27 protein-coding genes and 1 pseudogene are annotated in these 26115 nt (G+C 40.3%); 7 read left to right on the top strand and 21 right to left on the bottom strand.

Annotated features, from left to right (window positions below; translation table 11 throughout):
- Nucleotides 1-17 precede the first annotated feature (17 nt).
- The 4 genes from C1642_RS07475 to C1642_RS07460 all read right to left on the bottom strand — a co-directional run bounded on the left by C1642_RS07475 (nt 18) and on the right by C1642_RS07460 (nt 3895).
- Nucleotides 18-1727 carry a cation:proton antiporter gene (locus C1642_RS07475; protein WP_021511351.1) on the bottom strand — a complete coding sequence of 570 codons (1710 nt, stop codon included), beginning with the start codon at nt 1725-1727 and terminating at the stop codon, nt 18-20.
- Between the two features lie 147 nt (nt 1728-1874).
- Nucleotides 1875-2030: a 50S ribosomal protein L33 gene (gene rpmG / locus C1642_RS07470; RefSeq protein ID WP_001205031.1), complete on the bottom strand. Its 156-nt coding sequence runs from the start codon at nt 2028-2030 to the stop codon at nt 1875-1877.
- Between the two features lie 12 nt (nt 2031-2042).
- Nucleotides 2043-2279: a 50S ribosomal protein L28 gene (gene rpmB, locus C1642_RS07465; RefSeq protein WP_000048256.1), complete on the bottom strand. Its 237-nt coding sequence runs from the start codon at nt 2277-2279 to the stop codon at nt 2043-2045.
- Between the two features lie 167 nt (nt 2280-2446).
- A complete protein-coding gene (locus C1642_RS07460; protein ID WP_103236129.1) occupies nt 2447-3895 on the bottom strand; it encodes a coniferyl aldehyde dehydrogenase in 1449 nt (482 codons plus the stop codon).
- Between the two features lie 112 nt (nt 3896-4007).
- Between C1642_RS07460 and C1642_RS07455 the strand changes: the two genes are divergently transcribed.
- The 5 genes from C1642_RS07455 (at nt 4008) to C1642_RS07435 (ending at nt 7854) form a co-directional block, all read left to right on the top strand.
- The gene (locus C1642_RS07455) at nt 4008-4700 is read left to right on the top strand and encodes a TetR/AcrR family transcriptional regulator (RefSeq protein WP_000056618.1); all 693 of its coding nucleotides are present in this window, start codon (nt 4008-4010) and stop codon (nt 4698-4700) included.
- Nucleotides 4701-4774: 74 nt separating this feature from the next.
- On the top strand, nt 4775-5638 hold the full coding sequence (gene purU, locus C1642_RS07450) for a formyltetrahydrofolate deformylase (protein ID WP_001057506.1): 864 nt from the start codon (nt 4775-4777) through the stop codon (nt 5636-5638).
- A gap of 391 nt (nt 5639-6029) precedes the next feature.
- The gene (locus C1642_RS07445) at nt 6030-6785 is read left to right on the top strand and encodes an energy transducer TonB (RefSeq protein WP_000083586.1); all 756 of its coding nucleotides are present in this window, start codon (nt 6030-6032) and stop codon (nt 6783-6785) included.
- A gap of 44 nt (nt 6786-6829) precedes the next feature.
- Nucleotides 6830-7450 (top strand): MotA/TolQ/ExbB proton channel family protein, encoded by a 621-nt coding sequence (locus C1642_RS07440; RefSeq protein ID WP_001011664.1) that lies wholly within the window; start codon nt 6830-6832, stop codon nt 7448-7450.
- The gene (locus C1642_RS07435; RefSeq protein WP_000885431.1) at nt 7450-7854 is read left to right on the top strand and encodes an ExbD/TolR family protein; all 405 of its coding nucleotides are present in this window, start codon (nt 7450-7452) and stop codon (nt 7852-7854) included. Before C1642_RS07440 ends, C1642_RS07435 begins: the two co-directional genes overlap by 1 nt.
- A gap of 60 nt (nt 7855-7914) precedes the next feature.
- Here C1642_RS07435 and msrA read toward each other — a convergent pair whose 3' ends face one another.
- The 7 genes from msrA to lgt form a co-directional block, all read right to left on the bottom strand.
- Nucleotides 7915-8436 carry a peptide-methionine (S)-S-oxide reductase MsrA gene (gene msrA, locus C1642_RS07430; RefSeq protein WP_001183413.1) on the bottom strand — a complete coding sequence of 174 codons (522 nt, stop codon included), beginning with the start codon at nt 8434-8436 and terminating at the stop codon, nt 7915-7917.
- Between the two features lie 100 nt (nt 8437-8536).
- A complete protein-coding gene (locus C1642_RS07425; protein ID WP_000551512.1) occupies nt 8537-9592 on the bottom strand; it encodes a DUF4105 domain-containing protein in 1056 nt (351 codons plus the stop codon).
- Between the two features lie 14 nt (nt 9593-9606).
- Nucleotides 9607-10116 (bottom strand): dihydrofolate reductase, encoded by a 510-nt coding sequence (locus tag C1642_RS07420; protein WP_000312548.1) that lies wholly within the window; start codon nt 10114-10116, stop codon nt 9607-9609.
- A 44-nt stretch (nt 10117-10160) separates the two neighbouring features.
- The gene (thyA, locus tag C1642_RS07415) at nt 10161-11003 is read right to left on the bottom strand and encodes a thymidylate synthase (RefSeq protein WP_001203170.1); all 843 of its coding nucleotides are present in this window, start codon (nt 11001-11003) and stop codon (nt 10161-10163) included.
- 122 nt (nt 11004-11125) lie between these two features.
- The gene (locus tag C1642_RS07410) at nt 11126-11488 is read right to left on the bottom strand and encodes a hypothetical protein (RefSeq protein ID WP_000881940.1); all 363 of its coding nucleotides are present in this window, start codon (nt 11486-11488) and stop codon (nt 11126-11128) included.
- A 10-nt stretch (nt 11489-11498) separates the two neighbouring features.
- Nucleotides 11499-11858, bottom strand: coding sequence for a hypothetical protein (locus C1642_RS07405; RefSeq protein WP_000889270.1), 360 nt, complete (start codon nt 11856-11858; stop codon nt 11499-11501).
- Nucleotides 11859-11931: 73 nt separating this feature from the next.
- A complete protein-coding gene (gene lgt, locus C1642_RS07400; protein ID WP_103236128.1) occupies nt 11932-12750 on the bottom strand; it encodes a prolipoprotein diacylglyceryl transferase in 819 nt (272 codons plus the stop codon).
- Nucleotides 12751-12843: 93 nt separating this feature from the next.
- Here lgt and C1642_RS07395 point away from each other — a divergent pair, with 93 nt between their 5' ends.
- On the top strand, nt 12844-13623 hold the full coding sequence (locus tag C1642_RS07395; protein WP_213064264.1) for an NRDE family protein: 780 nt from the start codon (nt 12844-12846) through the stop codon (nt 13621-13623).
- A 42-nt stretch (nt 13624-13665) separates the two neighbouring features.
- On the opposite strand, the gene C1642_RS07390 is transcribed toward C1642_RS07395, so the two are convergent.
- From C1642_RS07390 to C1642_RS07370, 5 genes are all read right to left on the bottom strand, one after another.
- Nucleotides 13666-15858 (bottom strand): PhoX family protein, encoded by a 2193-nt coding sequence (locus C1642_RS07390; RefSeq protein ID WP_103236127.1) that lies wholly within the window; start codon nt 15856-15858, stop codon nt 13666-13668.
- A gap of 208 nt (nt 15859-16066) precedes the next feature.
- The gene (locus C1642_RS07385) at nt 16067-18247 is read right to left on the bottom strand and encodes a PhoX family protein (RefSeq protein WP_000205456.1); all 2181 of its coding nucleotides are present in this window, start codon (nt 18245-18247) and stop codon (nt 16067-16069) included.
- 173 nt (nt 18248-18420) lie between these two features.
- Entirely contained in the window at nt 18421-19191 is a 771-nt protein-coding gene (gene tatC / locus C1642_RS07380) for a twin-arginine translocase subunit TatC (RefSeq protein ID WP_031976284.1), read from the bottom strand.
- On the bottom strand, nt 19188-19625 hold the full coding sequence (tatB, locus tag C1642_RS07375; RefSeq protein ID WP_000887757.1) for a Sec-independent protein translocase protein TatB: 438 nt from the start codon (nt 19623-19625) through the stop codon (nt 19188-19190). Before tatB ends, tatC begins: the two co-directional genes overlap by 4 nt.
- 11 nt (nt 19626-19636) lie before the next feature.
- Nucleotides 19637-19855 carry a Sec-independent protein translocase subunit TatA gene (locus tag C1642_RS07370; RefSeq protein ID WP_000908081.1) on the bottom strand — a complete coding sequence of 73 codons (219 nt, stop codon included), beginning with the start codon at nt 19853-19855 and terminating at the stop codon, nt 19637-19639.
- A 253-nt stretch (nt 19856-20108) separates the two neighbouring features.
- Between C1642_RS07370 and C1642_RS07365 the strand changes: the two genes are divergently transcribed.
- Entirely contained in the window at nt 20109-20984 is an 876-nt protein-coding gene (locus tag C1642_RS07365; RefSeq protein WP_005112153.1) for an AEC family transporter, read from the top strand.
- A gap of 195 nt (nt 20985-21179) precedes the next feature.
- Here the strand turns inward: C1642_RS07365 and rdgB are convergent, their stop codons facing one another.
- The 5 genes and pseudogenes from rdgB to leuA form a co-directional block, all read right to left on the bottom strand.
- Nucleotides 21180-21806: an RdgB/HAM1 family non-canonical purine NTP pyrophosphatase gene (gene rdgB / locus C1642_RS07360; RefSeq protein ID WP_005124785.1), complete on the bottom strand. Its 627-nt coding sequence runs from the start codon at nt 21804-21806 to the stop codon at nt 21180-21182.
- Between the two features lie 168 nt (nt 21807-21974).
- The gene (locus C1642_RS07355; RefSeq protein WP_000751692.1) at nt 21975-22562 is read right to left on the bottom strand and encodes a tetratricopeptide repeat protein; all 588 of its coding nucleotides are present in this window, start codon (nt 22560-22562) and stop codon (nt 21975-21977) included.
- Nucleotides 22559-23152: a methionine biosynthesis protein MetW gene (metW, locus tag C1642_RS07350; protein ID WP_001217230.1), complete on the bottom strand. Its 594-nt coding sequence runs from the start codon at nt 23150-23152 to the stop codon at nt 22559-22561. Before metW ends, C1642_RS07355 begins: the two co-directional genes overlap by 4 nt.
- Nucleotides 23152-24314 (bottom strand): annotated as a pseudogene (gene metX / locus C1642_RS07345) (homoserine O-succinyltransferase MetX). Before metX ends, metW begins: the two are co-directional and overlap by 1 nt.
- A gap of 83 nt (nt 24315-24397) precedes the next feature.
- Nucleotides 24398-26095, bottom strand: coding sequence for a 2-isopropylmalate synthase (gene leuA, locus C1642_RS07340; RefSeq protein WP_000978841.1), 1698 nt, complete (start codon nt 26093-26095; stop codon nt 24398-24400).
- Nucleotides 26096-26115: the final 20 nt, after the last annotated feature.

Raw genomic sequence — 26115 nt, 5'->3', positions numbered from 1 at the left:
CGCTTTTTTTGTATGCATTAATGATGTGTGGACTGATGCGCAAGTTCGATTTGATTTAAAATATGATGGCTCATATTCTTAGCCATTTCTTCTTTCGCATAGAATACTTCACCAATGTGTTCGTCTCTAATCACTGCGGCTTCTTCTTTACTTTCTGCACAAATTAAAACCTGAATTTGAGGGTTCAATTGCTTCGCAATATCTACAATCCGATGAATATCTAAAATATCCATAGGTGAAATTACCAAGAGTCGTGCGTGCATGATATGTGCTTGAATTAAAACGCCAGGTTCGGTTGCTACACCACTTACAGCTGCAATATTTGCCTGACGTAGTTTTTCTACGATTTCACGATTCTCTTCTGCAATTACGACTTTAATATTTTGATTAATTAAATTTTCAGTAATACGTCGTCCAACGCCACCATACCCTATAATCACCACTTGATCGCGTAGATAAGATTGATCGACTTCATCTGGCAGCATGGCTAATGGGTCGCCACTACGTTCAAGAAGTCGTGCTAAATGAGAGCGTTCACGAATCCAACGTTGTACCGGCTCAATTGCCGAGAAGATGAAAGAGTTCAGTGTAATTGAGAATAAAGCGCCTGCTAAAATCAGGTTTTGAGCTTCTAAAGTTAATAGACCTAAAGAGACACCAAGGGTAGCTAAAATAAATGAAAACTCACCAATTTGAGCAAGGCTGGCCCCGACTGTTAAAGCAGTATTGATTGGATAGCGGAAGAATAAAACTAAGGCCATTGCAGCAAGTGTTTTACCCACCATAATAATCGCGATAACAGCCAAGATATGTAGTGGACGTTCAATAAGGATATGTGGATCAAACAACATTCCTACTGAAACGAAAAATAAAATCGAAAAAATTTCACGTAGTGGTAGCGTTTCTTCTTCTGCGCGATGACTAAAATCTGATTCTTTAACGACCATTCCGGCAAAGAATGCCCCTAATGCCATTGAAACCCCGAAGATGGCATAAGAACCATAGGCAATCGATACAGCCGCAGCGACTACAGTAAGTGTAAAAAGCTCTCTTGAACCTAAGCGAGCAACAAACTGCATAATAATAGGTACAACGCGCTTACCGACAATCAGCATAAAGGCAATAAAGCCAATAACCTTTAATAGGGTGATTCCAAGAGTTAGCCAGATGTTACCTTCTGCGCCTGCTGGAGCTTTTCCGCCGAGTAAAACAGCTGTAGCTGGAAGAAGTACTAAAACAAGTACCATGACTAAATCTTCAACTAACAGCCAGCCCACAGCAATTTTGCCGTTTACAGAATCTAGAAGGCCACGGTCTCCTAAAGCTTTTAATAATACAACTGTACTCGCACATGACAGGCTTAAGCCAAAAACGAGTGCGGAGCCAAAGCTCCAGCCCCATAACATTGAAACGCCAATACCCAGTAAAGTTGCAACAGCAATCTGTAAGATTGCACCTGGTAAGGCAATGCGGCGAACAAGTAAAAGATCATTTAAGGAAAAATGCATACCAACGCCAAACATGAGGAACATTACACCGAGTTCAGCAAGTTGGTTTGCAAGATGAATATCTGCTTCAACACCAGGAGTATTAGGACTAATAATAATTCCGGCAATGAGATAGCCAATAAGAGGGGGAAGTCGTAGTCGGGCGGCAATATAGCCAAAAAACAGGGCAACGCCGAAACCAACAGCAAGTAAAATAATTAAATCTACGTCATGCGGCACTAAAAACTCCTTTTACGTGAGTTAGGCTAAAGACAAGCATAAAAAATGCCAAGGCGGAATATGTGGAAAGTTTAACAAAAAGGCAGGTATAAAAAAAATGCAAAAAAAAACGACTTCATAAAGAAGTCGTTTTTTTCGAGGCTAAAATTATTTGATTTTAGCTTCTTTGAAAATCACGTGTTGACGGATTTTTGGATCAAATTTTTTGATTTCCATTTTTTCCGGCATAGTACGTTTGTTTTTAGTCGTGGTATAGAAGTAACCTGTACCAGCTGAAGAAACGAGGCGAATCTTATCACGCATTGCTCAGACTCCTTAGATCTTTTGACCTTGAGCACGAAGGTCTGCAACAACCTTTTCGATACCCAATTTGTCAATAATACGCATACCTTTAGTGGTTAAACGAAGACGTACAAAACGTTTTTCGCTTTCTAACCAGAAACGGTGGTGGTGCAGGTTCGGCTCGAACCGGCGCTTGGTTTTGTTGTTGGCGTGTGAGACGTTGTTACCAACGACTGGACGCTTGCCGGTAACTTGGCAAACCTTAGACATGGTGTAACTCCATTGATTTAGCCAACAGCAAATCTGTGGCCAGTCATACTAAATGTAAACGGATGAATTCATTCAAGGGGCGTTTTATACCAAAAATACGATTAAAAGACAAGCGAAATTGGTAAAAACGAGGCATGATCTAGTATAACAGATCATGCCTTGATCAGTTAACGCAACAAGGTTTTCGAAATGAAGCGATGAATCGGTTTATTGAACGGTGGAAGAATATATTTCAAGCTATAAAGTTTTGGATTTGACATGACCGAACGTTCATGCGAAAGCCCAAAAAAGCCCTCCGGTCCGTGATATTTACCCATACCTGACGCACCAATACCGCCAAAAGGTAAATCATCTTGTGCTACATGGGTAATCACCATGTTAATTCCGAAATGCCCTGAATGAGTATGTTGAGAGATATAATCAGCGCGTGCCTGATCATAATCAAAATAATACATTGCTAAAGGACGTGGTCGACTATTAATAAATTCGATGACTTCTTCTATTTGGTCATATTCTAAAATTGGTAGAACAGGACCAAAAATTTCATTTTGCATAATATCCATTGCAGTTGTTACACCAGTAACCAGAGTCGGTGCAATTTTGCGGACATCATCTAAAATTTCATTTTGAGGATTAATTTCAATAATACGAGCACCCTGATCACGGGCATTTTCTAGATAGCCTTGAATACGGTTGTACTGCTTATCATTAATAATAGAAGTGTAGTCTTGATTGTTACGGAAATGAAGATACATTCCAGCCACAATCAATTTAAAGTTTTCAATGAACTCGGCAGTTTTACCACGCGGCAAGAAAATATGGTCTGGCGCAACGCAAGTTTGGCCTGCATTCCATAATTTACCCACAGCAATACGCTGTGCGACATCTTTCATGTCTACGGAAGCATGTACAAGCGCAGGGGATTTACCACCCAACTCAAGAATGACTGGCACAAGGTTTTGAGCTGCAGCCGCCATGACTGTTTTACCGACAGAAGTCGAGCCTGTGAAAATCATTTTGTCAAAAGGCAGGTGACTAAACGCATCAGAGATCACACCACCGCCATTAACCACAGCAACCAATTCTTGTGGAAAAGCTTCAGAAAGTGCATTTTCAAGAACTTGTCCAAAATTTGGAGAAGCACTCGAAATTTTGATCATGGCATGGTTACCAGCTGCCAAAGCACAGATGAGTGGGCCAACGGAAAGTAGTAATGGATAGTTCCAAGGTGTAATAATGCCAATAACACCCATTGGTTGATATTGTACCCAACCTTTTGCTGGCTGATGTAATACACTGATATGGCGTTTTGATGGTTTCATCCATCCGGTCAGGTTCTTACTGTAATACTTGATTTGTTCAAGACAGGTAAGTAACTCACCAATTTTGGTTTCCATAATGGCACGATTGCCATAATCAAGGTTAATTGCTTCGGCAATCTGATCTTGATATTTTACCAAGACTCTTTTAAGACGGGCTAAACGATCAATACGCTCTTTAGCAGTGGGTACCGGATGACGTAAGTAGGCAATCTTTTGCTGCTCAAGCAAATCATGTAAATGCTTAACATCATAAGGAACCTGAGTCTCTGGATTTGTTTTTGTTTGACTGTTCATCGGTACTTACCAAATATACTGATATACTTATTTTTTAGAGTAAATACTCTAAAGAGTCAAGTTGGTTTCTGTGTGCAAGTCTTAACCATATGAATTAACGAAGGTTATTAAAATGTCTCTACCTAAAGCTCTGAAGACAAAAGACCGGATTTTACAAATCAGTTTGCAGCTTTTTAATGAGCGTGGCGAACGGTCTGTCACTACCAATCATATTGCTGCAGAGTTGGGGATTAGTCCTGGAAACTTGTATTATCACTTTCGAAACAAGCATGAAATCATTAAGGAATTAATGCACCAATATCAGGTCGAGACTTTAGAAATGCTCTCTTTACCTGAGGACAGACCATTAACGACCAATGATAAAATTAATTATTTTCAGGTGCTCAGTGGTCAGCTATGGAACTATCGTTTTATCCACCGCGATGTTTATCATTTAGTTGAAAGTAACGAAGACTTTAAAAAGATCTATCCTCGATTCGCAGGGCAGGTCATGCAGCAAGGGCAAAGAATTTATCAGGCCTTTGTTGATGCTGGGCTTATGAAAATGACACCTTCGGAAATTGAAGCGCTCATTATTAACCTCTGGATTGTCTTAACCAACTGGACCAACTTTCTATATATGTCCGGACACATTAGTGACAATAACCACCTTGAAGAAAAATGGGTTTGGCAAGCTTTACGTCAAATGGTTTTTTTAGAAGGCCCTTATTTAATGGGTGAAAGCCGCGCAACTTATGAGCAATTATTGGAGTCGCTTGGACCTTCGGATCTTTTTGCCAGCTTATCATCCCTAAAAGATGAATAGTTGTGCTTGTTTATTTAGAGCGCTAGAATACTCGGCTTATCAAAATTTTGTCTCAATTAAGTGATATTAACCAAATGAATATGACCACTGCCAATACAGCCCGTTTACTGATTACTTGTGAAGACAAGCCTGGGATCGTACAGGCTGTATCGAGCTTTTTGTACCATCAGGGTGCAAACATTACCGCGCTTGATCAGTATGCGACGGAAGCTCAAGGCGGACGTTATTTCATGCGTGTTGAATTTGAACTTGATCATTTACAGTCTCGTAAAGATGCTTTAATTCAGACTTTCGCAGCAAATGTAGCGGAACGTTATGGCATGCAATGGCGTCTTGCTTTTGTTAATGATATTAAAAAGGTTGGTATTTTAGTTTCTAAAGTTGACCATGCTTTGCTTGAGCTATTGTGGCGTCATGCACGTGGTTCTTTACCGTGTGAAATTACCCACGTAATTTCTAACCACGAAGATTTACGTGAAGCGGTTGAAAACTTTGGTATTCCATTTACAGTCATTAAAGTAACCAAAGACAATAAAGCAGAAGCTTATGCTCAAATTCATGAAATGATGCAAGGCAATGACTTGTTAGTTCTAGCGCGTTACATGCAGATTTTAAGTGAAGATTTCGTTTCTAAATGGGAAATGAAAATTATCAATATTCACCACTCATTCTTACCTGCTTTTGTGGGCGCAAACCCATACAAGCAAGCATATGAAAAAGGTGTAAAGTTGATTGGTGCAACAGCTCACTATGTGACTGCTGACCTAGACCAAGGCCCAATTATTGAGCAAGACGTTGAACGTGTGAGCCACGATTATAATGTTGAGCAGTTACGTGAGCTTGGCGAAGATGTTGAACGTAATGTATTAGCTCGTGCTGTTAAATGGCATTTAGAAGACCGAATTATTGTAGATGGCAATAAGACTGTTGTTTTCTAACAACTTATATTCCTTTAAAAGCATGCTTTTGAGCGTGCTTTTTTTATGGCTAAAATAAATTTAAAATGTTATAACATAACTAGAGTCTGTTGCTCTATAGAATACTTTTAATATCTAGCTACTTAATTATTTTTTAAGCTGAGCGCGATCTGATAAGTGAAAATAGGGAACTTACAAATTTTAGTGCGTTGTCTAAGCATGAGAAAACTAAGGTGATATCACTTTATCAAGTTAGACCTCGCGATAATGAGGAATGTTTTCATAAAAAAGTAGTTGCAAATGAAAACACTTCTCATTTATTATTGTGGCACTTTATTGTTCTATCCGATGTTTGAAATCGTTTCTATAAATTGAAAACCGAAATCATCATCCATTAGGTAATTAGATTCTTATGAGTCAATCTTCCGCAGCCTTAAACTCTCCCAATCCGATGAAAAAGAAAGTCATCACGGCACTAATTGCGGTTGCAATTGGTCATATCGGGGTCTTATGGGCAGTCAGCCACATTAAGCCTGCTGAACTAAAGCCAATTGAAAAGAAACCTTTACAAGTCCGCTTTGTAAAAATTCAAGAGCAACCAAAACCTTTACCACCAAAACCAAAAGAACCGCCTAAAAAGCCGGAACCTAAAAAAGAAGTGAAAGAGGTTAAAGTTGTCGAGAAACCTGTAACTCCACCTAAGAAAGTGGAAAAAATTCAGCAGGTCAAAAAGGCTGAAACACCTAAAGAAACAGTAAAAACAGAACCTAAAGTTGAACCAAAAATAGTAACGCCAACGACTACTGTGACTGAAAAAGTCGTTGAAAAGCCAAAGCCAGTGGTTCAAGAAGCACCTAAAGCTCAACCTGCTCCAGATCCATCGCCAAAACGCGTTTCAATTGGCGGTTCGGGTGTACAGTGGAGCCGCTCACCACGTTTGACTGTTTCACCAAAAGATTTACAGGGCGAAGCACGCTCGGTTGTTGTACTTATTGAAGCCGATGAGAAAGGCAAGATTACTAACGTGCGCGTAACCCGTAGCAGCGGTATTCCAAGTCTAGATGACAAGGTAGTCCGCGCTGTACGTAGTGCAAAATTTAAACCTTATATGGAAAACGGTGTTGCTTATCCAATTAAAGCAGAGCAACCGTTTGACTTAACCCCTTAAACGAATTTGAGTCCCAACGGCTAACCTTAATCAGGAGTTCGAATATGAACTTTTCAATCTATTGGCAACATGCAGATGCAGTGAGTAAAACCCTGTATTTCATCTTATTGGCAATGTCGATTGCTACTTGGACAGTTTTCATCTTACGTTTGATGGGGACTCGCCAACTAAAACAACAAGCTTATGCTCAACTCTCTCAGGCTATTACTTCGCTCAAAGCAAAGTTACAACCTTTGAGTTTTGAACAACGTAAAGCAGTTGCAGAGCAAGCATTATTGCGTCAGATTTCTGCTGAGAAAGCCAATGCTGATAAAGGTATTTCAGTTTTAGGAACAATTGCTTCAATTGCACCATTCGTTGGTTTGTTTGGTACAGTATGGGGTATTTTCCACGCGTTAGTTGCCGTTGGTAAGAGCGGACAGGCAGGTTTAGCTCAAGTGGCTACACCAGTAGGTGAAGCACTTATTATGACTGGTCTTGGTCTTGCAGTTGCGATTCCAGCGGTATTGGCTTATAACATTTGTGTACGTGCGAATCGTGGCCTTGCTCATGATTTACAAGATCAAGCACACAGTTTGTTAATCGACACCATGTTGCAGCAAGACTCAACTGTAAAGTCTGATGTTAAAACTGCACAGCAAAGTTATGTTGGAGGTCAAGCTTAATGGCTTTTCAATTGGGTGAAGACCACGATAGTGGCATGAATGAGATGAATCTCATTCCGCTAATCGACATTATGTTGGTGTTAATGATCATCTTTTTGGTCACAGCAACAGTTGCCAACCCATCGATTCCATTAACGCTTCCTAAAACAACTGCTGAAATTATTGATCCACCACCAAAAGCAATTACGATTAGTATCAATGCAAATGGTGAAGTGGCTTGGGATACTCAAGTAATTAGTCTTGATGAGCTTCAAAAACGTTTCCAAGAAGCAGGTCAAGGTGCGGTTAAACCGACAGTTCAACTTCGCGCTGATAAAGAGTCGAAGTACGATACTGTTGCTCAGGTAATGTCTCGCGCCAGTGAAGCCGGACTGAGCGATATTGCCTTTGTAAGTGAAAACTAAAATCTAGTTTCACATAATAAAAAAGCAACCAATTCGGTTGCTTTTTTATTTTCTCATTTATTAATTTTTCATGAGATGTTGGAATTTACTATGTAACTTTAACAGCTTAGGTGGAATTGCAAAGTTGCAGTAACCTTGTGAAGGGTTCTTTTCATAGTAATTTTGATGATAGTCTTCTGCTGGATAGAACGTAGGAGCAGGAGATAATTCAGTCACAATATCAAGATCGTCATCTTTTAACGTCTGAATGGTGTGTTCTGCTGCCTGCTTTTGCTCTTCATTAAAATAGTAAATAACAGAGCGGTATTGAGTACCAATATCATTACCTTGGCGGTTTAAAGTCGTTGGATCATGCGTTGCAAAGAACACATCAAGTAACTGAGAATATGTAACTTGTTGTTCATCAAAGTCGATAAGGACCACTTCAGCATGCTGAGTGTCACCTTGACATACTTGCTCATAAGTTGGATGAGTTGTATGCCCACCAGCATAACCACTTGTTACTTTTTCTACACCACGTATTTGTAAAAATACGGCTTCGACGCACCAAAAACAGCCGCCGCCAAATAATGCCTGTTGCATTGTTTTTTCCTCTATTTCCTGCCTATTACAATAGGGTTTATCTAGTTAGATTACAAAGTAAAGCGTGTATAAAAAAGTAAAGAAAAGTGCATTACTTATTTCATTTTACTTTAGGTAAACCCTGTCGAACAATTTGAGAGAAATGCTCACTGCTTTGGTCTGCAAATTGTTCAAAATGTTCAGTACGTGGGTTAATGTGTGCAATTTGGTACCACTGTTTCAAGCTAATATTTTGATCGAGTGCTTTAAGATCATATAAATAATTAGGTAAGTAACCAGAGGCAATTAACCGATAATCTTTAGGAAGCTGATATGGGTTAATGGCTTGAACCATATCAAAAATTAAAGTTGTACAATTACTTGTGAGCGTATTGTACCACTTTGGTTCTGCACGTAGTTCATCTGCTTTTTTAAGATATTCTAAAAAGAGCGCTTTTTGCTCCGAGCGAGGCATATTGACCGGAAAATTATAAACTTGCTCTTTACGGATATTGCTACGCGTGTAGACAATATCTTTTTCATCAGATGCAATTAAGCTCAGTTCATATTTTCTAAAGAAGCCGCCAATTGCTGAAAACTCTTCAGTCTTTTCTTTTCGAATTTCGATCGAAAAAACTAAAGGTTGTTGATTTTTAAATTCGAAACTGACTAGCGTATGGGCAATTTGTGGCCCCATCCAGTAAGAGGTAATGATATTTATGCCATTTAACTGGTTCAGGTCAAAAGTACGGGTTTCCCAGCGGACATCATAGGTTCCATCAGGATGCCAGTTGAAGTTACGGACATTATGCAAAGTAATAACATCGCCGTGTTTTTCGTAACTTAGCATATTGGCAACTTCAGGGTTCCAGTCACGGTCTTGACGTGCAGTAATCGAAAAGTACCAAACTAAAGAGCAGGCAAAAGCTAATAGGTAGATTAAAACGTCTGTACGACGGCTAATAATATGCCCATTAAAATATAAGCCCGCCATACTTAAAGCAAAGGCAATCCATATGCCAATAATAATACGGCTGCCTAACCAGCCAAAAGGTTGTTGGACCCATAGGGCTAAGCATACCCAAATGCTGGAAAGCACAATAAACAACGTGAATAAACTATGTAAAGCGCCGAAGAGGAGGGCGATAATAAATTCACGTGTTCCGATATTGTGCATAGGCGACCAGAAAATTATTTTTTATAAGTGGCAAATTCGAATGAAGTTCCTGATTTTTCATCTACTTGCTGTTCGCTTGCAGTTTTGTGAAATTCACTCGGTATTGTTGGATAATGTGCATCACCTTGTACATCTAAGTCAACATGAGTGAGCTCAAGACGGTCTGCAATCGATAAGGTTTGCTTAAAGATTTCACCACCACCAATAATGAATAAAGCTTGCTTTTCGGTGTTTTTGGCATCTTCTAAAGCAGCATTTAAAGCATCTTCAATTGAATACGCAATTTTTACGCCGTCAAAATGCCAGTTAATGTCACGGGTAATCACCCAGTTCACACGGTTCGGTAGAGCACGACCCATGGACTCAAGCGTTTTGCGGCCCATGATCACCACACCACCTTGTGTGATTTCTTTAAAATGTTTTAAATCGGCAGAGATATGCCATGGCAACGCATTGCCTTTACCAATACAGTGATTTTTGTCCATTGCGACAACGTGGACAACTTCTACATTTTGCCATGCCATAATCTTATTCTCTAAACCGTAATCTAATGAAATTTAAGCCGTCGTTATACTGCAACTGGTGCTTTAATTGCCGGATGTGACTCGTAACCTACAATCTCGATATCTTCAAATTTGAAGTCGAAAATATCTTTAACTTCTGGATTAAGTTTTAATTGGCAAAGTGGTAATGGCTCACGCGTCAATTGTAGTTTTGCTTGCTCAAAATGGTTGGCATAAAGATGAGTATCGCCACCTGTCCAAACAAAATCACCAACACCTAAGCCACACACTTGAGCAATCATATGGGTGAGTAGGGCATAGCTGGCAATATTAAATGGCACGCCTAAGAATACGTCAGCACTACGTTGATAAAGCTGGCATGACAACTTGTTGTCTTGTACGAAGAATTGGAAGAGCGTATGGCAAGGCGGTAAAGCAACTTGTCCGGCCTCATTTGGGTTCCAGCCAGAGACAATTAAACGGCGTGAATTTGGGTTAGTTTTAATTTCATTAATTAACCATTTAATTTGGTCAAAACCATCTTGGTTATAAGTACCATCGGCATTTTTTGTTGCGCCGAAATTACGCCATTGATGGCCATAAACTGGGCCAAGCTCATGTTCTGGGCGGCCGAAACGGGCAGTTTGTTCTGCTGTTGCCCATTCATCCCAAATGGTGACTTTATTGTCTTGTAAGTACTTAACGTTAGTATCGCCTTTTAAGAACCAAAGTAACTCAATCACGATAGAACGAAAGTGAACTTTTTTTGTGGTGAGTAAAGGAAAACCCTTAGAGAGATCAAAACGCATTTGATGACCAAATACAGAACGGGTTCCTGTGCCTGTACGGTCGCCTTTGTCACCGCCATTATCAAGGATATGTTGTAGAAGGTCTAAATATGCACGCATAACACTCTCGAGTTCGGATTAATTTCCATAAAATAAAAGGGGAGACGGTTCATGGATTAATAAACCGTGGAAGATAATAGCATGCTTTAACGATAGGTAGGAAAGAGAGCTACATTTACTGTTTAAAAACGTTTGGCCCGATTTTGATAAATCGAAACAAGAAAAAATCCAACCAGTACAAAGCCTAAAGCTTGTAGTGTTGCGATCCAATTGTGTTGAGGGGGCAGTAACCACATTATAATAGCTACAATAATGAGAGGGTAAATTCTAAGCAGAAACTGGAGCTTAAGTTTATATGAACTGTGCTCTGGAATTTTTGTTTGTAAATATTGCCCGAAATGAAGCCCAAAACCTAACACGAGGCTAAGAACAGTGTAAGTCGGCGATAAAGGCTGTACCTGATTGGCTGCATAAATTGCAGCACAAACGACAATAATGAAGATGAGTTTGATGTGACGCGGTGCGTTATACCAATAAGCCAACATAAAAATGAGCCTATTTGTTAAATAACGATTGGGGTGAAAAAATAAAAGCAGCAAGCGCCATAAATGCGATTCCTTGAACGCCCCAGATCAGCAAGTTAGGCATGGTTTTTACAAAGATAAGTGCAAATAAAAGAGCGATAGGAACCCACGTAAATAGGCGGTAAAGTAAACCAGTCGGGTTACTTTGAGCAAAATGCAATTTAAAGTAACGGCAGATTAAAAAAATAACCCCAGTTCCTGTAAACATTAAAATGGTATCTAAAGGCAATGGTTGATATTGATATAACCCAATACAGATTAAGAGGGTAATAATTAAAATGATTAATTTTTTAAAAGTCGGGACTTGCGTATTAAACCAGAATTCCAGCATGGCGAATCTTCTTTCTTGGGAGATAAAAACTGTAGCATAAAAAAGAGGAGCCGAAACTCCTCTGATTTAGATGTTAACTGTTCTTTTGAGGGCCCCAGTCATAAATTTTCTTTTGGTAGGCATACCACATCATCCAAAGGCCTATCAGTAGCATTGGAACGGTGAGGATTTGTCCTTTCGTCATCCAGCCAAACAAGATGAAACCTTGGTCGGCATCCGGTTGACGGAAGAATTCCATCACAAAGCGTGCAACACCATAACCCATTAAAAATAGGGCAGATACAGCCATACGTGGGCGTGGTTTTGAGCTAAACCACCACAAAATAATAAAGAGTAATAGTCCTTCGCAAAGCGCTTGGTAGATTTGAGAAGGGTGACGAACCAGATGTAATGGATCGGTTGGGAAAATCATTCCGAATGGAAAATTCGGATCTGTGACCGCACGGCCATATAACTCTCCGCCAATAAAGTTACCAATACGACCGAACATTAAGCCTGTCGGTACACATGGGGCAACAAAGTCGAGTGTCTGGAACCATGTTTTTTGATATTTTTTACACCAGAATAGCATTGCGATCATGACGCCTAAGAAGCCGCCGTGGAAGCTCATACCACCTGTCCAGACTTGGAATAACCAGATTGGGTTTTCAAGGAATTTGTCAAACTCATAGAAAAGCACATAGCCGATACGTCCGCCGAGTACAACACCTAAGGCGCCGTAAAACACCAGATCGGAAACCATGTCCGATGTCCAGCCATCACGCTGTTTGGCACGGTAGGAAGCAAGCCCCCAAGCACATAAAAATGCCAATAAATACATGAGTCCATACCAATGGACTTGAAGAGGTCCTAGATGTATTGCGACCGGATCGATATTAGGATAGGTCAGCATTGCTGCTCCTTGATCTTACGTTTTGACAGATTGTAGCGGAATGATGTGAAAAATGTTGTACATTCAATGTGTAAACATAGGGAACAAGAATCAATGTGTATTGTGGCTTTAGCATGGCATGTTCTGGATGATATGCCCTTGTGTCTGATTTCAAATCGTGATGAATTTTATCATCGACCAACCGCATTGTTGCATCAATGGGAACATACGCCAATCATTGCAGGGCAAGACTTACAGTCGGGTGGTACTTGGATGGGTGTTACGCCGCAGGGCCGATGGGCTGTGTTAACCAATTTCCGTGATGGACGTGATAAAAAACAATATGAGACCTCTCGTGGTCATTTGGTTCAGGCTTTTTTAGAGTCTGATTTGTTACCGATTCGCTTTGCTCAGCAATTAGAACAACAGCAACAGAACTTTGCTGGTTTTAACCTGTTTATGGGGACTGCTGATCAGGCGGTCTATATGAGTAACCGCGGTGAGGCTCCTCAAGTATTAGCCAACGGCGTATATGTGGTTTCGAATGGTTTAATGTCCGACCACTGGGAAAAAACCAGACATTTACGCACACGTTTTACGCAAGAGTTCCTGCCTATGCATCAGCACAAAACAGAAGAGTTAAGTTTGCAGCTCGCAGCGTGGGATATTTTAGAAGATGAGCGTAAGGTCACCACAGCATTGTTGCCAAACACGGGCATTCAGCCGGAAATGGAAGAATTATTATCATCGACTTTTATTCAAAGCCCCGTATATGGAACACGGTGTTCGAATTTTTTAAGAATGACCAATAATGAATGGATATGGTTGGAAAAGACCCAACAAGGTGAACATAGTGGTCAAATTGTGCAGCAACAGGTGCTTTTAAACCGTTAGAAAAATGCCGATCAAGTGATCGGCATTTTTTGGGTAAATCAATTAACCGGCAATAATGCCGCCATCTTTACGAGTAATCACAACAGTTGCTGAGCGTGGGCGCGCAGTTTTATTGCTTGGGTCTTTTTGTGTGGCAGGCCAGTTACTTTCTGGTTTTGCGTAACTTGGTGAATCTTCACCAGGGTGCTGAACATTAATGAAAATTGCTTTGTAGTCAGGAGTCATGGCAATACCAGTAATTTCACATTGCTTTGGTCCGACTAAGAAACGACGTAATGTTGCGTCTGTAACTTTGGCACCTGTTATGGTCTGCTGACCATTTGAAGTTGTTGCTGTACCACCATCACCGATTTGACCCGGCAGAGCTGCAAGCATCATACAGTTAGTAACATCAGTGTAAGCGCCGTCATCGGTTTCAATCCAGAGAACGCCACGTGGGTCAAACCACATACCATCCGGAGATGAAAAATCATTGTTATCTGTTAAGCCGGATAAGTTGATGTTTGAAGCCATTGATGCTTCTGCGCCAAATAGGTAGATATCCCATTTGAAGGTTTCAGCAGTTGTTTTGTCATCAGTTTCTTTAAAACGGATGATATGACCGTTTACGTTTCCTTTTTGTTCTTTTGTGCCTGCATATAGGTCTGTGTAGTTACGTGGATTGGCTGCATCAGTTGCATAGTCTTTACCACGATTTGAGTTATTGGTGAGTGTGACATAGATTTCACCGTTTACTGGGTTGACCGTACACCATTCTGGGCGGTCCATTTTTGTTGCACCTACAGAATCCGCTGCTAAGCGTGCAAATGTAACAACATCTGCCTGTGACTTAAACGGGTAGGTCGTGTTGCTTTCATTTAAGCCATTTTTGCCATAAGCAAGTTCAACCCATTGACCTGAACCATCGTTATTAAACTTAGCAACATACAATTTGCCTGCATTCATGTATTTGTCGCCAGCTGTATAACCACCGTTTATATCTTTGGTGTCCCACACAGCGGTTGAAACGAATTTATAGATGTATTCACCACGAGAGTCATCACCCATATAAAATGCTAATGGTTGACCTACTACGGCACGGCAAGCACTGTCTTCATGTGCGAAACGGCCTAATGAAGTACGTTTAACCGGATTTTGGCGTCCATCAAATGGATCAATCTCAACCATCCAGCCAAATGTATTTGGCCCATTTCGGTAATCTTGGGTAGCTTGAGCTGCTTTTACATCGGCATTCCAGCGATCATACAAGTCTTGTGACTCTACTTGACCAATTGTTGTTTCCCAGCCATAACGCGAACTTGATCCTGCTTTAAGACCATAGCGTTTAAGAGCAATAATTTCTTCTGGAGTACGTAGCGCATCATCAGTTGTACTACGCGCAAAATAACCAATGAAGTTTTCTTCCGTGGTTAAGTATGTTCCCCAAGGTGTATAGCCATTACCACAGTTGTTGTGTGTACCACGAGTCTGGCGGCCAGCAGGCGAAAAACGCGTCGAAAGTAAGTTAGATCCTGCCGCGGCACCAGCGAAGTCCATGACTGTAGAACCTGTAATACGTCTATTAAAAATAGAGTTTTTTACAACTTCGACTTTTTGAGTAGCAGGGTCTTTTTTGATATGAACTACAGAAACCCCATGGGCATTGGTTTCACGAATGACTTCGTCTTCTGGGCGGCGTCCATCAACTTTGGTTGGACCTTTAGGGTGTAGAAAGGTTTGGTTGATGTATTCGTGGTTCATCACCAACAAACCTTGTGCTGACACAGTCTCGTCAAAGCGGTTTGTTGATGTGTTTAAGCCAAAATAATGCATGCCGTCATGGCAGTCGCCAGAGCGAAACTGGAAGCTTGGGCCAGATGGAATATTATTGTCGTCCCAATCTCCAACTCTTGGATTGATTGAGTCACCTAAAGCGTAGATGACATTAGCTTCATAACCTTCAGGTACAGTCACAATATCATTTAAATTTTTAGCTACGGGCGTAAATGTGAGTTTTTCCGGTTTTTTATTTGGATCTACAGGTGTGGTTCCACCATTATTAGAGCCAGAGTCATCATCGTTATCATTACAGCCAGTTAAAGTAGAAGCTAAAGTCAGTGCTACTGCACCGCTTGCTGCTTTGGTGATTAAACTACGACGACTGATGTGTTGTTCTAAAATGTCACGAAAGTGGATATTGTCAGAAGTATTATTATCCAATTCTTGGTCTTCATGATATGGCGTCAGCTCTGTCATGGGAAATTCCTAAGTTAATAAAGAGATTGTTCTAAAAGTCTTCATGAGCTTAGTTTGTGAATGTGACGAGGCTTTGACGTTTTGATGATAAGTTAATGAAATATTTGACCGTTTAGTGAAAGGTTGAAGGAATTTTATTTTCTAATGAGACGTTAAAAAATAAAAGAAACCTGCATAAAGCAGGCCTCTTTTATAGTGGTGAAAGAAATTATTTCTTCACAACAGATGGTGCAATTGGGTCGGCAGTGATATAGCCAACTGCTGCTGCAAATTTATTACTGTAATTTGTATTAATTGCAGTATCAATTTGAGCAAGTAAATCTGCGCTAATACCAGTACGAACACCATCTTTTTCTTTATAGAAACGGTTCCATTCGTCTCCAGGATGCTGGAAGTTACTCATGATGTAAGTCCAACCATTTACCTCGTCGACTGCATGTAGACCCGTCGATTCAGCACCTGCCGGTGTAGATAAAATACGGATGAGCTGTTTGGTATCAACGTTATAAGCCCATAAGAAGTTATTTAAGTGGTTACCAGAGTCTTCGCCGATGAATAAAGTGCGAAGTTTTTCTGAGAACTTCAAGTTATCAGGGCTAGCAATTTGCTCTGGGTCAGCGGTGTTCCCTAAGCTGTCAAAGCTAATATCTTTACCTTTAATGAGAAGGTTAGATTGGCTAGGTACCCACTCACTATTGATTGCAACATTTGAGCTGTCTTTCTGGCCACCAGTTAATGTGTGCTCCAAAATACCACCAGCAGTGATTTTCGGGAATTTAACGTTGTGCTCAGCAAGATAACCGCTACCACCTTCAACCATTGAATCGACAATATTAGCTAAAGCTGAATAAGCTTTTTTATCTGCAATATTTACTGTTGTGCCTTCATTTTTGGTCAATGCCATTGAAGCACCCATGTAAGCAGCATAACGGTGTGTTTCAAGGAAAGCCGCTGCAAGTTTAGTTCTGTCGCTATTATCTTTAAGCTTGAGATATACACCAGTTTTACTTAAATAAGTAAATTTAAAACCTTGAGCTTCCAATTCTGCTTTTTGGGCAGCTTGTTGTAGTTTTAAACGCTCTTTTGCAGCTTTGGCTAAAGCTTGTTGTTCAGGAGTACCTTTGTCGCCCGCATCAATAGCCTCTTTCTCTGCTATTGTTGCATCGCTTGGATATTTAGCAATTTGTAGAACTGACTCAAAAATATCAGTTCCTTTAATGCCGCTCTTGATGAGGTTTTCAATCTCGGCACTTGTTGCATGACCAAGTCTGATCCAAGAAATCTGACCAGTCGTTGTATCACTAAGTACTGTTGTATATTTTGCAACGTAGAGTGTACCTGCAGATAAATCTTTCTCCTTATCTGCAACGAACATAAATAGGCCGCCGTTGGTATAGTCATCGCCCATTAACACAGTGCGGTTATCAGGGAAAACCTGTACAAGTTCGTGTGAAATACGGCCTAAACAATAGTGCTTTGTAACGCGACCAGTACCATCTGCATTTACGGTAATTTCTGGCAAGTGGCCATAGTTATATGGATTGGCAATGTTTTCATCACCATATATATTTTTACTGAAGGCTTTAAGTGTTGAAAGTGATTGACCTAACTTTTGGTCAAAAGCATCTGGTTCGTATTCTTCACTAGAAAGATGAGTTCCCCATGGAGATAAACTTGCACCACAAGTAATCCATAGCCCATGTGCACTTGAAGTATCAACGTTATGATATTTAATTAAAGTTAAGTGACCTGTCTTTGGATCTTGATCTAAAGTTAAGACAGCAATCGGAGATGATAATTTACCGTAAGTATCACCACCATTTTGGTCTTTTGATAGATATTCAAATTGAACCACATGGAACACTGGGTTACCGGTTACACCTAATGCTTTCTTGTCAGCATCTGTGAAATCTTTGCCTGTTGCTTGTTTGAAACTAATGAGAGAACTACCATCTGGGCAGTCAGAGAAGAATTGACGTTCTTTACCTGCAACTGATTTATCAATAATTGGCTTATTATTAATATCGTAATAACCACCCGCGATGACTTTTCCTCCTTTACCATCAGGCACTTCTGTACCTGTTAAGAAGAATGGTTTGTAAGCGAGTTGATATTCTGTTTTGCTGCCGTCTTCCCATGAAATAGCAAGTTTTGATGCACATGCTGTTGTGGCAATATCTGCTACCGTTGAAGGAGCTGGCATTGAAGTGAACGTTGCATTCTTAAAGTTAATTGGCTTTGACGGAGTGACAATAGATGAGTCGTTATCGCTATCGTTACAACCTGCTAACGTTGCTGCCGTAGCCATCGCACCTAATGGAAGAAAAGGGATCCCCGTAAACCATTTTAAAATATCGCGACGTGTTGGGTGGTTAGAAGCAGTGGTCATAATAAATCCGTAACTTTTGTGTGTATATTTGTTGAGTCGATTCTATGGATTGAAAATGACACTTTTCTTACATTTTTAAGTCACTTTGAAGACAGTTTATTGCTTTGTAGATTAAAAAGCGTTCTACATAAAAAAAGCCTGAACTTCTTAGTTCAGGCTTTTTTATATTATTTTTATTCAGCAGAATGAGTTTTTCTTTTCTCAAGAATTTTGCCGAAGAGTAAACCTATTTCGAAAAGTAGCCACATTGGAATTGCTAGCATCACCATCGAAATCGCATCGGGTGGGGTAATAAACATCGCTACAAAGAAGCATCCTACAATAATAAAACGTCTTTTTTCAGCAAGGCTTTGCGTATTTACCACACCAATCAAAATGAGTAGCAAGGTTGCGATAGGAATTTCAAAAGTGACACCAAACACTAAAAATAGCTTTAAGCAGAAGCTTAAATAACTATTAATGTCGGTCATTGGTGCTACTGTTTCAGGTGAAACGCTAATAAAGAAATGTAATATGGCAGGCAGGGTAATGTAATAAGCAAAAGCGACACCTGCATAAAATAAAATAATACTACCAATGAGTAACGGCAGCGCTAAATGACGTTCTTTTTGATAAAGCGCCGGACGAACAAAAGACCATATTTCATAAAGAATAAATGGCATTGCCAGCATGAGTGCAACAAATAAATTAAGTTTAAATGGCGCCATAAAGGTTGCTGTAACATCCGTTGCAATCATGGAAGATGAGGCAGGAAGTTGTAACCTTAGAGGCTCAGATAATATTTGATAAGTATGATTTCGAAAGGGCAGTAAACAAAAAAATAAGAATAATGTTACCCCTACAATCCTAAATAAATGACGTCTTAAAACCACCAAATGATTCATGATTGGCATTTGGTCTAGGTTTTCTTGACTATTTACAGCGGTTGAAGGCAGTTGGTTCATACGGCAATCTTCAATTCAACAGGAGATGTTTCTGAAATATCAGTTTGAGGAGCCAAAGGCGTAACTTTAGTCAGATACGGCACTTTGTAATGGCCCGATATAGGAGTACATTTCCGAATAGGCTTTTGTGTTTTTTTAGCTGTTTCAGTTGCTTCTAAAGATTCTGAAACCTGCTGTTTTTGTATTTCTTCAAGCTGTTGTTGTACTTTACGTTCCAATGCTTCAATGCGGTTAAGTTCCTCTTGCATTTCTTTGCGGAACTCAGACAGACGTAGCTCCTGATCAATCTCGTTTTGCAGATTCGTAATATAGCGTTTTAGTCGAACATACCAGCGACCTGCAAAGCGTGCAGCTTCCGGAAGCTTCTCTGGACCTAAAACTAAAATTGCAATAATTGCAAAACAGAGTAACTCTGTCATTCCTACATCAAGCATGGGTCAAACCTTTAGCTTTTCACTGATGTGCTTTCAGATGTTTTAACTTGTGCATCAATTGTACGAGGGCTATTTAAAGATGCAGCTTCGTCTTCTTCACGAACTGACTTTTTAAAATCTCTTACTGCACCGCCTACATCTTTACCGATATTTTTTAGCTTAGATGTACCGAACAATAAAATAACGACAATTGCGAAAATAACGACATGCCAAATAGATAAACCAGCCATGATTTTATACCTCTTTTTAGTTCGCTTTATATCAACAGGTTGCCATGACAGGAATGTGACACTTATATTTCATTTTTAAGACAATATTTATAAGTAGACACTTACGACTAGATTTTTAAAGATATTTTTTTTGGAGGATTTTTAAATTTTATTGAACTTCGTATTTAGACGAATTTACTTGAAATAGATCATACATTTCAAAATCAAAAGGTGTAGCATAACAAGCTGAATTTGACGAGCGAGAGGAGAGAGCGTGGCATTATTACTGCCTATATTGGCATTTATCACAGGACTTCTACTTGCTCAGACCTCCATTTCAGAAACCATAAAACCTATTCTCTCAGCTTGGCTTGCACGACTCCTGATTCCGATTGTGATTATTTACAACATGGTCTTTTATCAATCGGGAAGCTTGAGCTTAATGCTCTTTAGTTTTGGTTCGGCGTTCATTATTTTCTTTGCTTATTTGGCTTTATTTAAAGACCGCTTATTGGCACTTTGCATAAGTTATACCAACATGGGATGGCTTGGTTTTCCTTTTGCTATGGCTTTATTCGGTCCTGAAGCAACTGCTCCAATTGTTGCTTTATATATTGGAATGTCGCTTTTTGGCAATGCTTGGGCTGTGACTGCCGTTACTACGGCACCGCAAAGTAAGCTCAATATATTAAAAAAGGTTTTAACTTCTCCGCCTTGTATATCGATATTCTGTGCTGTTGTGCTCAGACTTTTAGGGGCCCAGCATATCGAAAGCCCTGCTATACATTGGGTTTATGAGGTTGCTAAATTTGCAATGACTTTTGCAGGTATGTGTGTGCTTGGAATGTGGCTGCGCCGTACCAGAGTTTATACAAAAGATTTAATTTACAGTACAAAAGCTCAAGCATTTAAAGTGGCCTGTGGATTTGTACTTTGTGGATTAAGTTATAGATTTTTACCGATTCCAAATATAAATCAGCACATCGGTGTAATGTTTTTAATGTTTTGCTTGCCACCGGCAGCCAATATTGTAGCTCTGGAAACCCATTATCAAGGGACGGGGAGATCTGCTGCTTATATCGCTTCAGGGACGATTGTGAGTTGTGTGTGTATTGCGATTTATGCAGTGTTTTTACACTTGTTCGTCTAATTAATTATTTAATTATAAGTTTCCTGCACTTGCTGGTGCGAAGGCGGCATGGATGCCGCCAGTTAGACTGTGGCACAGGGAAGTGCCATCAGTCTAACAAAAGATTTTTGCTTACTTTTCATCTTTGAAAAGTAAGGTTCGCCTATACAAAGTTTAATCTGTTTTAACGCTGTATAGTTTGGCCGTGTGATCAGCCTACTTCTGCAAGCTCTCTCTAAATAACTGCATCGCTTGCCCACGATGACTAATCTTATTCTTGTCTTCTTTAGACAACTCAGCGCTAGAAACTTGTAGCTCTGGCAACCAGAACAGTGGGTCATAACCAAAACCATTTTCACCACGTGGCGCTTCTAAAATTTCACCATGCCAGATGCCTTGGAAAATTTGTGGCAATGGATCTTCCGCATGAGTCACTAAAGCAAGTACGCACACAAACATACCTTCAATCGCTTCACCATTTTTACGAAATGGCAAAAGGTCATTTAATAATTTGGCATTATTCGCTGCATCGTCACCATGTTCTCCAGCATAACGTGCTGAATAAATACCAGGTGCACCCCCTAAAACCGGAACACAAATACCGGAGTCATCAGCCATAGCAGGTTTCCCTGAAATTTTAGAGGCATGACGCGCTTTAATAATGGCATTTTCAATAAAGCTTAAGCCGTCTTCAATGGCGTCGGGAATATTTAGGTGACCCTGAGGAATAATTTCTACAGGCAACTTGAGCTGTTCAAAAAGTTTTTCAAACTCTGCGACTTTACCTTTGTTGTTACTTGCAAGGACTAAAGAGCCCTGATCAAACCAATGTGGGGTAGACATAAGATAACCAAACTTTATAACCAATATTGAACGTGAGCTATGTTACGTGTTTTTTGAAAGGGGATATAGAGCAAAACAAATGGAATATAAAATTAGAAGCTTAAAAAACTCAAACCACCTTATAGGTGATATAAGGTGGTTTTAGTCGAGTAAGTATAAGCTGGATTATTATTGTGCTTGAATCCATTTATCCGCGCGGTCACGTGCCATACGGATTTGCTCTTGAGTTAAGTTTGCAGCAAGAGCCGTCTTTTTACCTTCAGATAAGCTAATCACTTTATTGTCGAGCATGCCATCACGAGTTGAAAGTTCATACCACTGGTAAGCACCTACGTAGTTTTTCTTTTGCTCTTCCATCATCGCAAGGTTGTAGCTTGCACGGTTATCGCCGTTACTTGCCGCTTTTTCGAAATATTTACGAGCCATAGCTTCGTCTTTCTTAACGCCAATACCATCAGCATACATACGGCCAACATTTAATTGCGCAGGTGAAAGACCTTGATCAGCAGCAGCTTTAAACCATGCAAATGCTTGTTTATCGTCTTTTGCTACATCTTTGCCGTATTGATAACGTGTACCAAGATAAAACTGTGCTCCAGCTTGACCCGCTTGAGCCGCTTTTTGAAGGTCATGAATCCCCATTGTGGAGAAGCGCGCAGCTTGGCTCGCAACCGATTGTGGCTGGGCGATATAATCTGCATGAGCCTGCATACTTAGCAGTCCTGCAATTAGTGTGCTAAATAATGTCTTTTTCATAGTGCACTCACTCGATAAATAGCGACTTCACCAAACAAATTCGGAACATGTTTGCTTAACAGGCTTCCCTGCTGGTTTCCATTGACGGCGAGTCGATTAATAATTTGTATTTGATTTTCCGCACATAGTGCTTCGAAATCTTTAAACGTACATAAATGAATGTTGGGGGTGTTATACCACATATATGGTAGAGCATCCGATACAGGCATCATCCCTTTTAATGCTAGAAAAGAGCGAGTCTTCCAGTGTGCAAAGTTTGGAAAAGTGATAATGGCCTGTTTACCCACACGCACCATGTCTCTTAATAAAACATCGGGTGCATCTACGGCTTGCAAAGCCTGTGCCATAACCACATAGTCAAAAGACTGGTCGGCAAAACGGCTTAAACCGAGATTCAAATCTTGTTGAATAATATTTAACCCGCGACTGACGGCAATTGCAATCTTTTCTTGATCAATTTCTAAACCATAAGCACGAATTTGATGCTTTTGGCTCATATGAGCGAGCAATTCACCGTCACCACACCCTAAATCGAGTACGCTAGAACCGGGTTTAATCCACTTTTCTGCCAGTTGTTGATCAATACGCATTAGCTTGCCTCCAGTGATGTCGATTTTAAATGTTCTTCACCGCCTAAGAAAGCGCGCAGTGTTTTGACATACAGTGGAATCGGGAATAAGAACGAGTCATGACCTTGTTCAGCATCAATATCAAGATAACTTACCGGTTTATGATTGGTAATGAGTGCATCTACAATTTCTTGTGAGCGACTTGGTGCAAAACGCCAGTCAGTGGTGAACGAGACAATCAGGAACTGGCATTTGGTTTTACTCATCGCTTCTGTAAGCGAGTGACCGTACTCACGCGATGGATCAAAATAATCCAAAGCTTTGGTCATAATGAGATAAGTATTGGCATCAAAGTTACGACTAAACTGTTCACCTTGGTAACGGAGATAACTTTCGACCTGAAACTCGACATCAAAACCGTACATAAACTTGCCGGATTTTAAATCACGACCAAATTTTTGTTTCATGGCTTCTTCAGAAAGATAGGTAATATGGCCAACCATACGAGCCAAAATTAGACCACGCTTCGGATAGCTATCATTTTCCAAATAACGGCCATGATGGAAGTCCGGGTCGGACAAGATGGACTGACGTGCCACTTCGTTAAACGCAATATTTTGTGCTGAAAGCTTTGGCGCACTGGCAATAACGACACATTTTTGTAAAAACGGGCAGGGTAGTCTACCGACCATTGTAATGCCTGCATGCCACCCAAAGAACCACCGACCACCGCATACCAGACACTTATTCCTAAGCGGTCAGAAAGTATGGCTTGAGTTTTGACCCAGTCACGGACCGTTACTAACGGGAAATCTGGACCATAGGGACGATTGTCATTTTCAGGATTTGGTGAAGTTGGACCGGTTGATCCGCTACATCCGCCAATATTATTAAGCGCAACTACAAAAAATTTATTTGTGTCGATTGCCTTGCCCGGGCCAATACAGCTATCCCACCATCCAGCTTTTTTATCATCTTCATGGTGATAACCCGCTGCATGATGATGTCCGGAAAGGGCATGGCAGATTAAAATCGCATTTGATTTATCTGCATTTAAAGTGCCGTAAGTTTCAACCATTAACTCAAAGCGCGGTAAAACACGGCCACATTCAAGATGTAAGGGTTCTTCAAATTGGAACTTTTGCGGAGTGACTAACCCCACTGAGTCAGCTGGAAAAGACACGGGAACATTTCGCCTTTTAAATCTTTCAGGAATAAAAAGAAAGGATACCAAGCTAGGTATCCTTTCCAAAGTCTTTTTTTTAATTAAACAGCGGCGGCAACAACCTGATCTGTACTTAAAACACCTTGATCAATCAAACGGTTGGTACATGCAATAATAGCTTCAATAGATGAAGTGACTGTGTTGTCGTGGACCCCTGCACCAAATGAGCCTCTGCCTGTACCTTTCACTTGAAGTTCAATTAAGGTTAATGCTTTGGCATTTGCACCTGAACTAATACTGCGTTCTTCGTAGTTCAATACATCAATTGGTAATTGAAGTGCATTTAAGAATGCAGAGATAGGACCATTACCTTCGCCACGTAATTGTTGAGTTTCACCTTCAACATCAATCTCAAGTTCAATAATTTGAGTACCATTAATGTCAGATAACTTATAGTTTTTGACCGTGTAATGGTGGTTTTTCACTTCAACATACGTGTCTTTAAATAAGGTCCAGATTTGTTTAGCACTAATCTCTGTACCATTCTCATCAGTATATTGTTGAACAACCTGACTAAATTCGATTTGTAAACGACGAGGCAATACAACGTTATAGTTTGATTCTAATAAGTAAGCGATACCGCCTTTACCAGACTGACTATTCACACGAATGACAGCATCATAGTCGCGGCCCAAATCTTTCGGATCGATTGGTAAGTAAGGCATATCCCAGATTTCTTCGTTTTTCTGGTATTCAAAGCCTTTTTTGATTGCGTCCTGATGCGAACCAGAGAATGCAGTAAATACCAAGTCACCTGCATATGGATGACGAGGGTGTACAGGTAAACCAGTACATTCTTCAACTGTTGCAATGACTTCATTAATATTAGAGAAATCTAATTCTGGTGCTACACCTTGGGTGTACATGTTCAATGCGATAGCAGCAACGTCAACGTTACCGGTACGTTCGCCGTTACCAAATACGCAGCCTTCCACACGGTCGGCACCTGCCATAATGGCAAGTTCTGATGCAGCAATACCACAGCCACGGTCATTGTGACAGTGAACGGAAATAATCACGCCATCACGACGTGCTAAATTACGATGCATCCATTCGATTTGGTCTGCATAAACATTTGGTGTTGAAACTTCGACAGTCGCTGGTAAGTTCAAAATAACTTTATGATCTGGACGTGCATCCCAAATTTCTGTAACCGCATCACAGACTTCTTTTGCTACTTCTAATTCAGTTGCAGAGAAGCATTCTGGGCTATACTGGAAAATCCAGTCAGTTTCAGGATATTGCGCAGCATATTCTTTCACTTTCTGAGCTGCATTCACCGCCAACTGTTTTGCACCATTGACATCTACATTCAACACTTTTTGACGGAAAGTTGGAGAGTTAGAGTTATAAATATGCACAATTGCGCGCTTAGCACCTGCTAAAGCTTCGAAAGTACGCTCAATTAAATGGTCACGTGCCTGAACCAATACTTCAATGTATACGTCATCAGGAATATGATTTTCTTCAATCAACATACGAGTAAAATCGAAGTCAATTTGAGACGCAGAAGGGAAGCCGATTTCAATATGTTTAAAACCGATTTTTACAAGCATTTTGAACATTTTGAACTTTTGTTCCATGTTCATCGGTTCAAAAATTGCTTGGTTACCATCACGTAAATCCGTGCTCATCCAGATTGGCGCTTTTGTAATTTCATTATTTGGCCATTGGCGGTCTGGTAAATCGACTCGCTGGTACATACGGCGGTATTTTTTGCTAGGGTCAGCCAACATCATGAGAAAACTCCTTATCTCGT

It is taken from the genome of Acinetobacter sp. AKBS16, assembly GCF_002899995.1.
Classification (GTDB): Bacteria; Pseudomonadota; Gammaproteobacteria; order Pseudomonadales; family Moraxellaceae; genus Acinetobacter; species Acinetobacter baumannii.
The sequence above is the reverse complement of the archived record's forward strand: the minus strand, read 5'-3'. Positions and strand labels throughout refer to the sequence as shown.

Bases quoted from the DNA above. Each gene is read 5' to 3' on its own strand.
- C1642_RS07410 (WP_000881940.1), bottom strand. From the start codon at position 11,488: ATGTTGGCTTATTGGTATAACGCACCGCGTCACATCAAACTCATCTTC.
- C1642_RS07395 (WP_213064264.1), top strand. From the start codon at position 12,844: ATGTGTATTGTGGCTTTAGCATGGCATGTTCTGGATGATATGCCCTTG.
- C1642_RS07460 (WP_103236129.1), bottom strand. From the start codon at position 3,895: ATGAACAGTCAAACAAAAACAAATCCAGAGACTCAGGTTCCTTATGAT.
- C1642_RS07445 (WP_000083586.1), top strand. From the start codon at position 6,030: ATGAGTCAATCTTCCGCAGCCTTAAACTCTCCCAATCCGATGAAAAAG.
- rpmG (WP_001205031.1), bottom strand. From the start codon at position 2,030: ATGCGTGATAAGATTCGCCTCGTTTCTTCAGCTGGTACAGGTTACTTC.
- tatB (WP_000887757.1), bottom strand. From the start codon at position 19,625: ATGCTTGATGTAGGAATGACAGAGTTACTCTGTTTTGCAATTATTGCA.
- leuA (WP_000978841.1), bottom strand. From the start codon at position 26,095: ATGATGTTGGCTGACCCTAGCAAAAAATACCGCCGTATGTACCAGCGA.
- C1642_RS07455 (WP_000056618.1), top strand. From the start codon at position 4,008: ATGTCTCTACCTAAAGCTCTGAAGACAAAAGACCGGATTTTACAAATC.
- purU (WP_001057506.1), top strand. From the start codon at position 4,775: ATGAATATGACCACTGCCAATACAGCCCGTTTACTGATTACTTGTGAA.
- tatC (WP_031976284.1), bottom strand. From the start codon at position 19,191: ATGAACCAACTGCCTTCAACCGCTGTAAATAGTCAAGAAAACCTAGAC.
- rdgB (WP_005124785.1), bottom strand. From the start codon at position 21,806: ATGTCTACCCCACATTGGTTTGATCAGGGCTCTTTAGTCCTTGCAAGT.
- metW (WP_001217230.1), bottom strand. From the start codon at position 23,152: ATGCGTATTGATCAACAACTGGCAGAAAAGTGGATTAAACCCGGTTCT.
- C1642_RS07405 (WP_000889270.1), bottom strand. From the start codon at position 11,858: ATGCTGGAATTCTGGTTTAATACGCAAGTCCCGACTTTTAAAAAATTA.
- C1642_RS07355 (WP_000751692.1), bottom strand. From the start codon at position 22,562: ATGAAAAAGACATTATTTAGCACACTAATTGCAGGACTGCTAAGTATG.
- msrA (WP_001183413.1), bottom strand. From the start codon at position 8,436: ATGCAACAGGCATTATTTGGCGGCGGCTGTTTTTGGTGCGTCGAAGCC.
- C1642_RS07420 (WP_000312548.1), bottom strand. From the start codon at position 10,116: ATGGCATGGCAAAATGTAGAAGTTGTCCACGTTGTCGCAATGGACAAA.
- C1642_RS07370 (WP_000908081.1), bottom strand. From the start codon at position 19,855: ATGGCTGGTTTATCTATTTGGCATGTCGTTATTTTCGCAATTGTCGTT.
- C1642_RS07425 (WP_000551512.1), bottom strand. From the start codon at position 9,592: ATGCACAATATCGGAACACGTGAATTTATTATCGCCCTCCTCTTCGGC.
- lgt (WP_103236128.1), bottom strand. From the start codon at position 12,750: ATGCTGACCTATCCTAATATCGATCCGGTCGCAATACATCTAGGACCT.
- C1642_RS07435 (WP_000885431.1), top strand. From the start codon at position 7,450: ATGGCTTTTCAATTGGGTGAAGACCACGATAGTGGCATGAATGAGATG.
- C1642_RS07440 (WP_001011664.1), top strand. From the start codon at position 6,830: ATGAACTTTTCAATCTATTGGCAACATGCAGATGCAGTGAGTAAAACC.
- C1642_RS07390 (WP_103236127.1), bottom strand. From the start codon at position 15,858: ATGACAGAGCTGACGCCATATCATGAAGACCAAGAATTGGATAATAAT.
- C1642_RS07385 (WP_000205456.1), bottom strand. From the start codon at position 18,247: ATGACCACTGCTTCTAACCACCCAACACGTCGCGATATTTTAAAATGG.
- thyA (WP_001203170.1), bottom strand. From the start codon at position 11,003: ATGCGTGCATATTTAGACCTTCTACAACATATCCTTGATAATGGCGGT.
- rpmB (WP_000048256.1), bottom strand. From the start codon at position 2,279: ATGTCTAAGGTTTGCCAAGTTACCGGCAAGCGTCCAGTCGTTGGTAAC.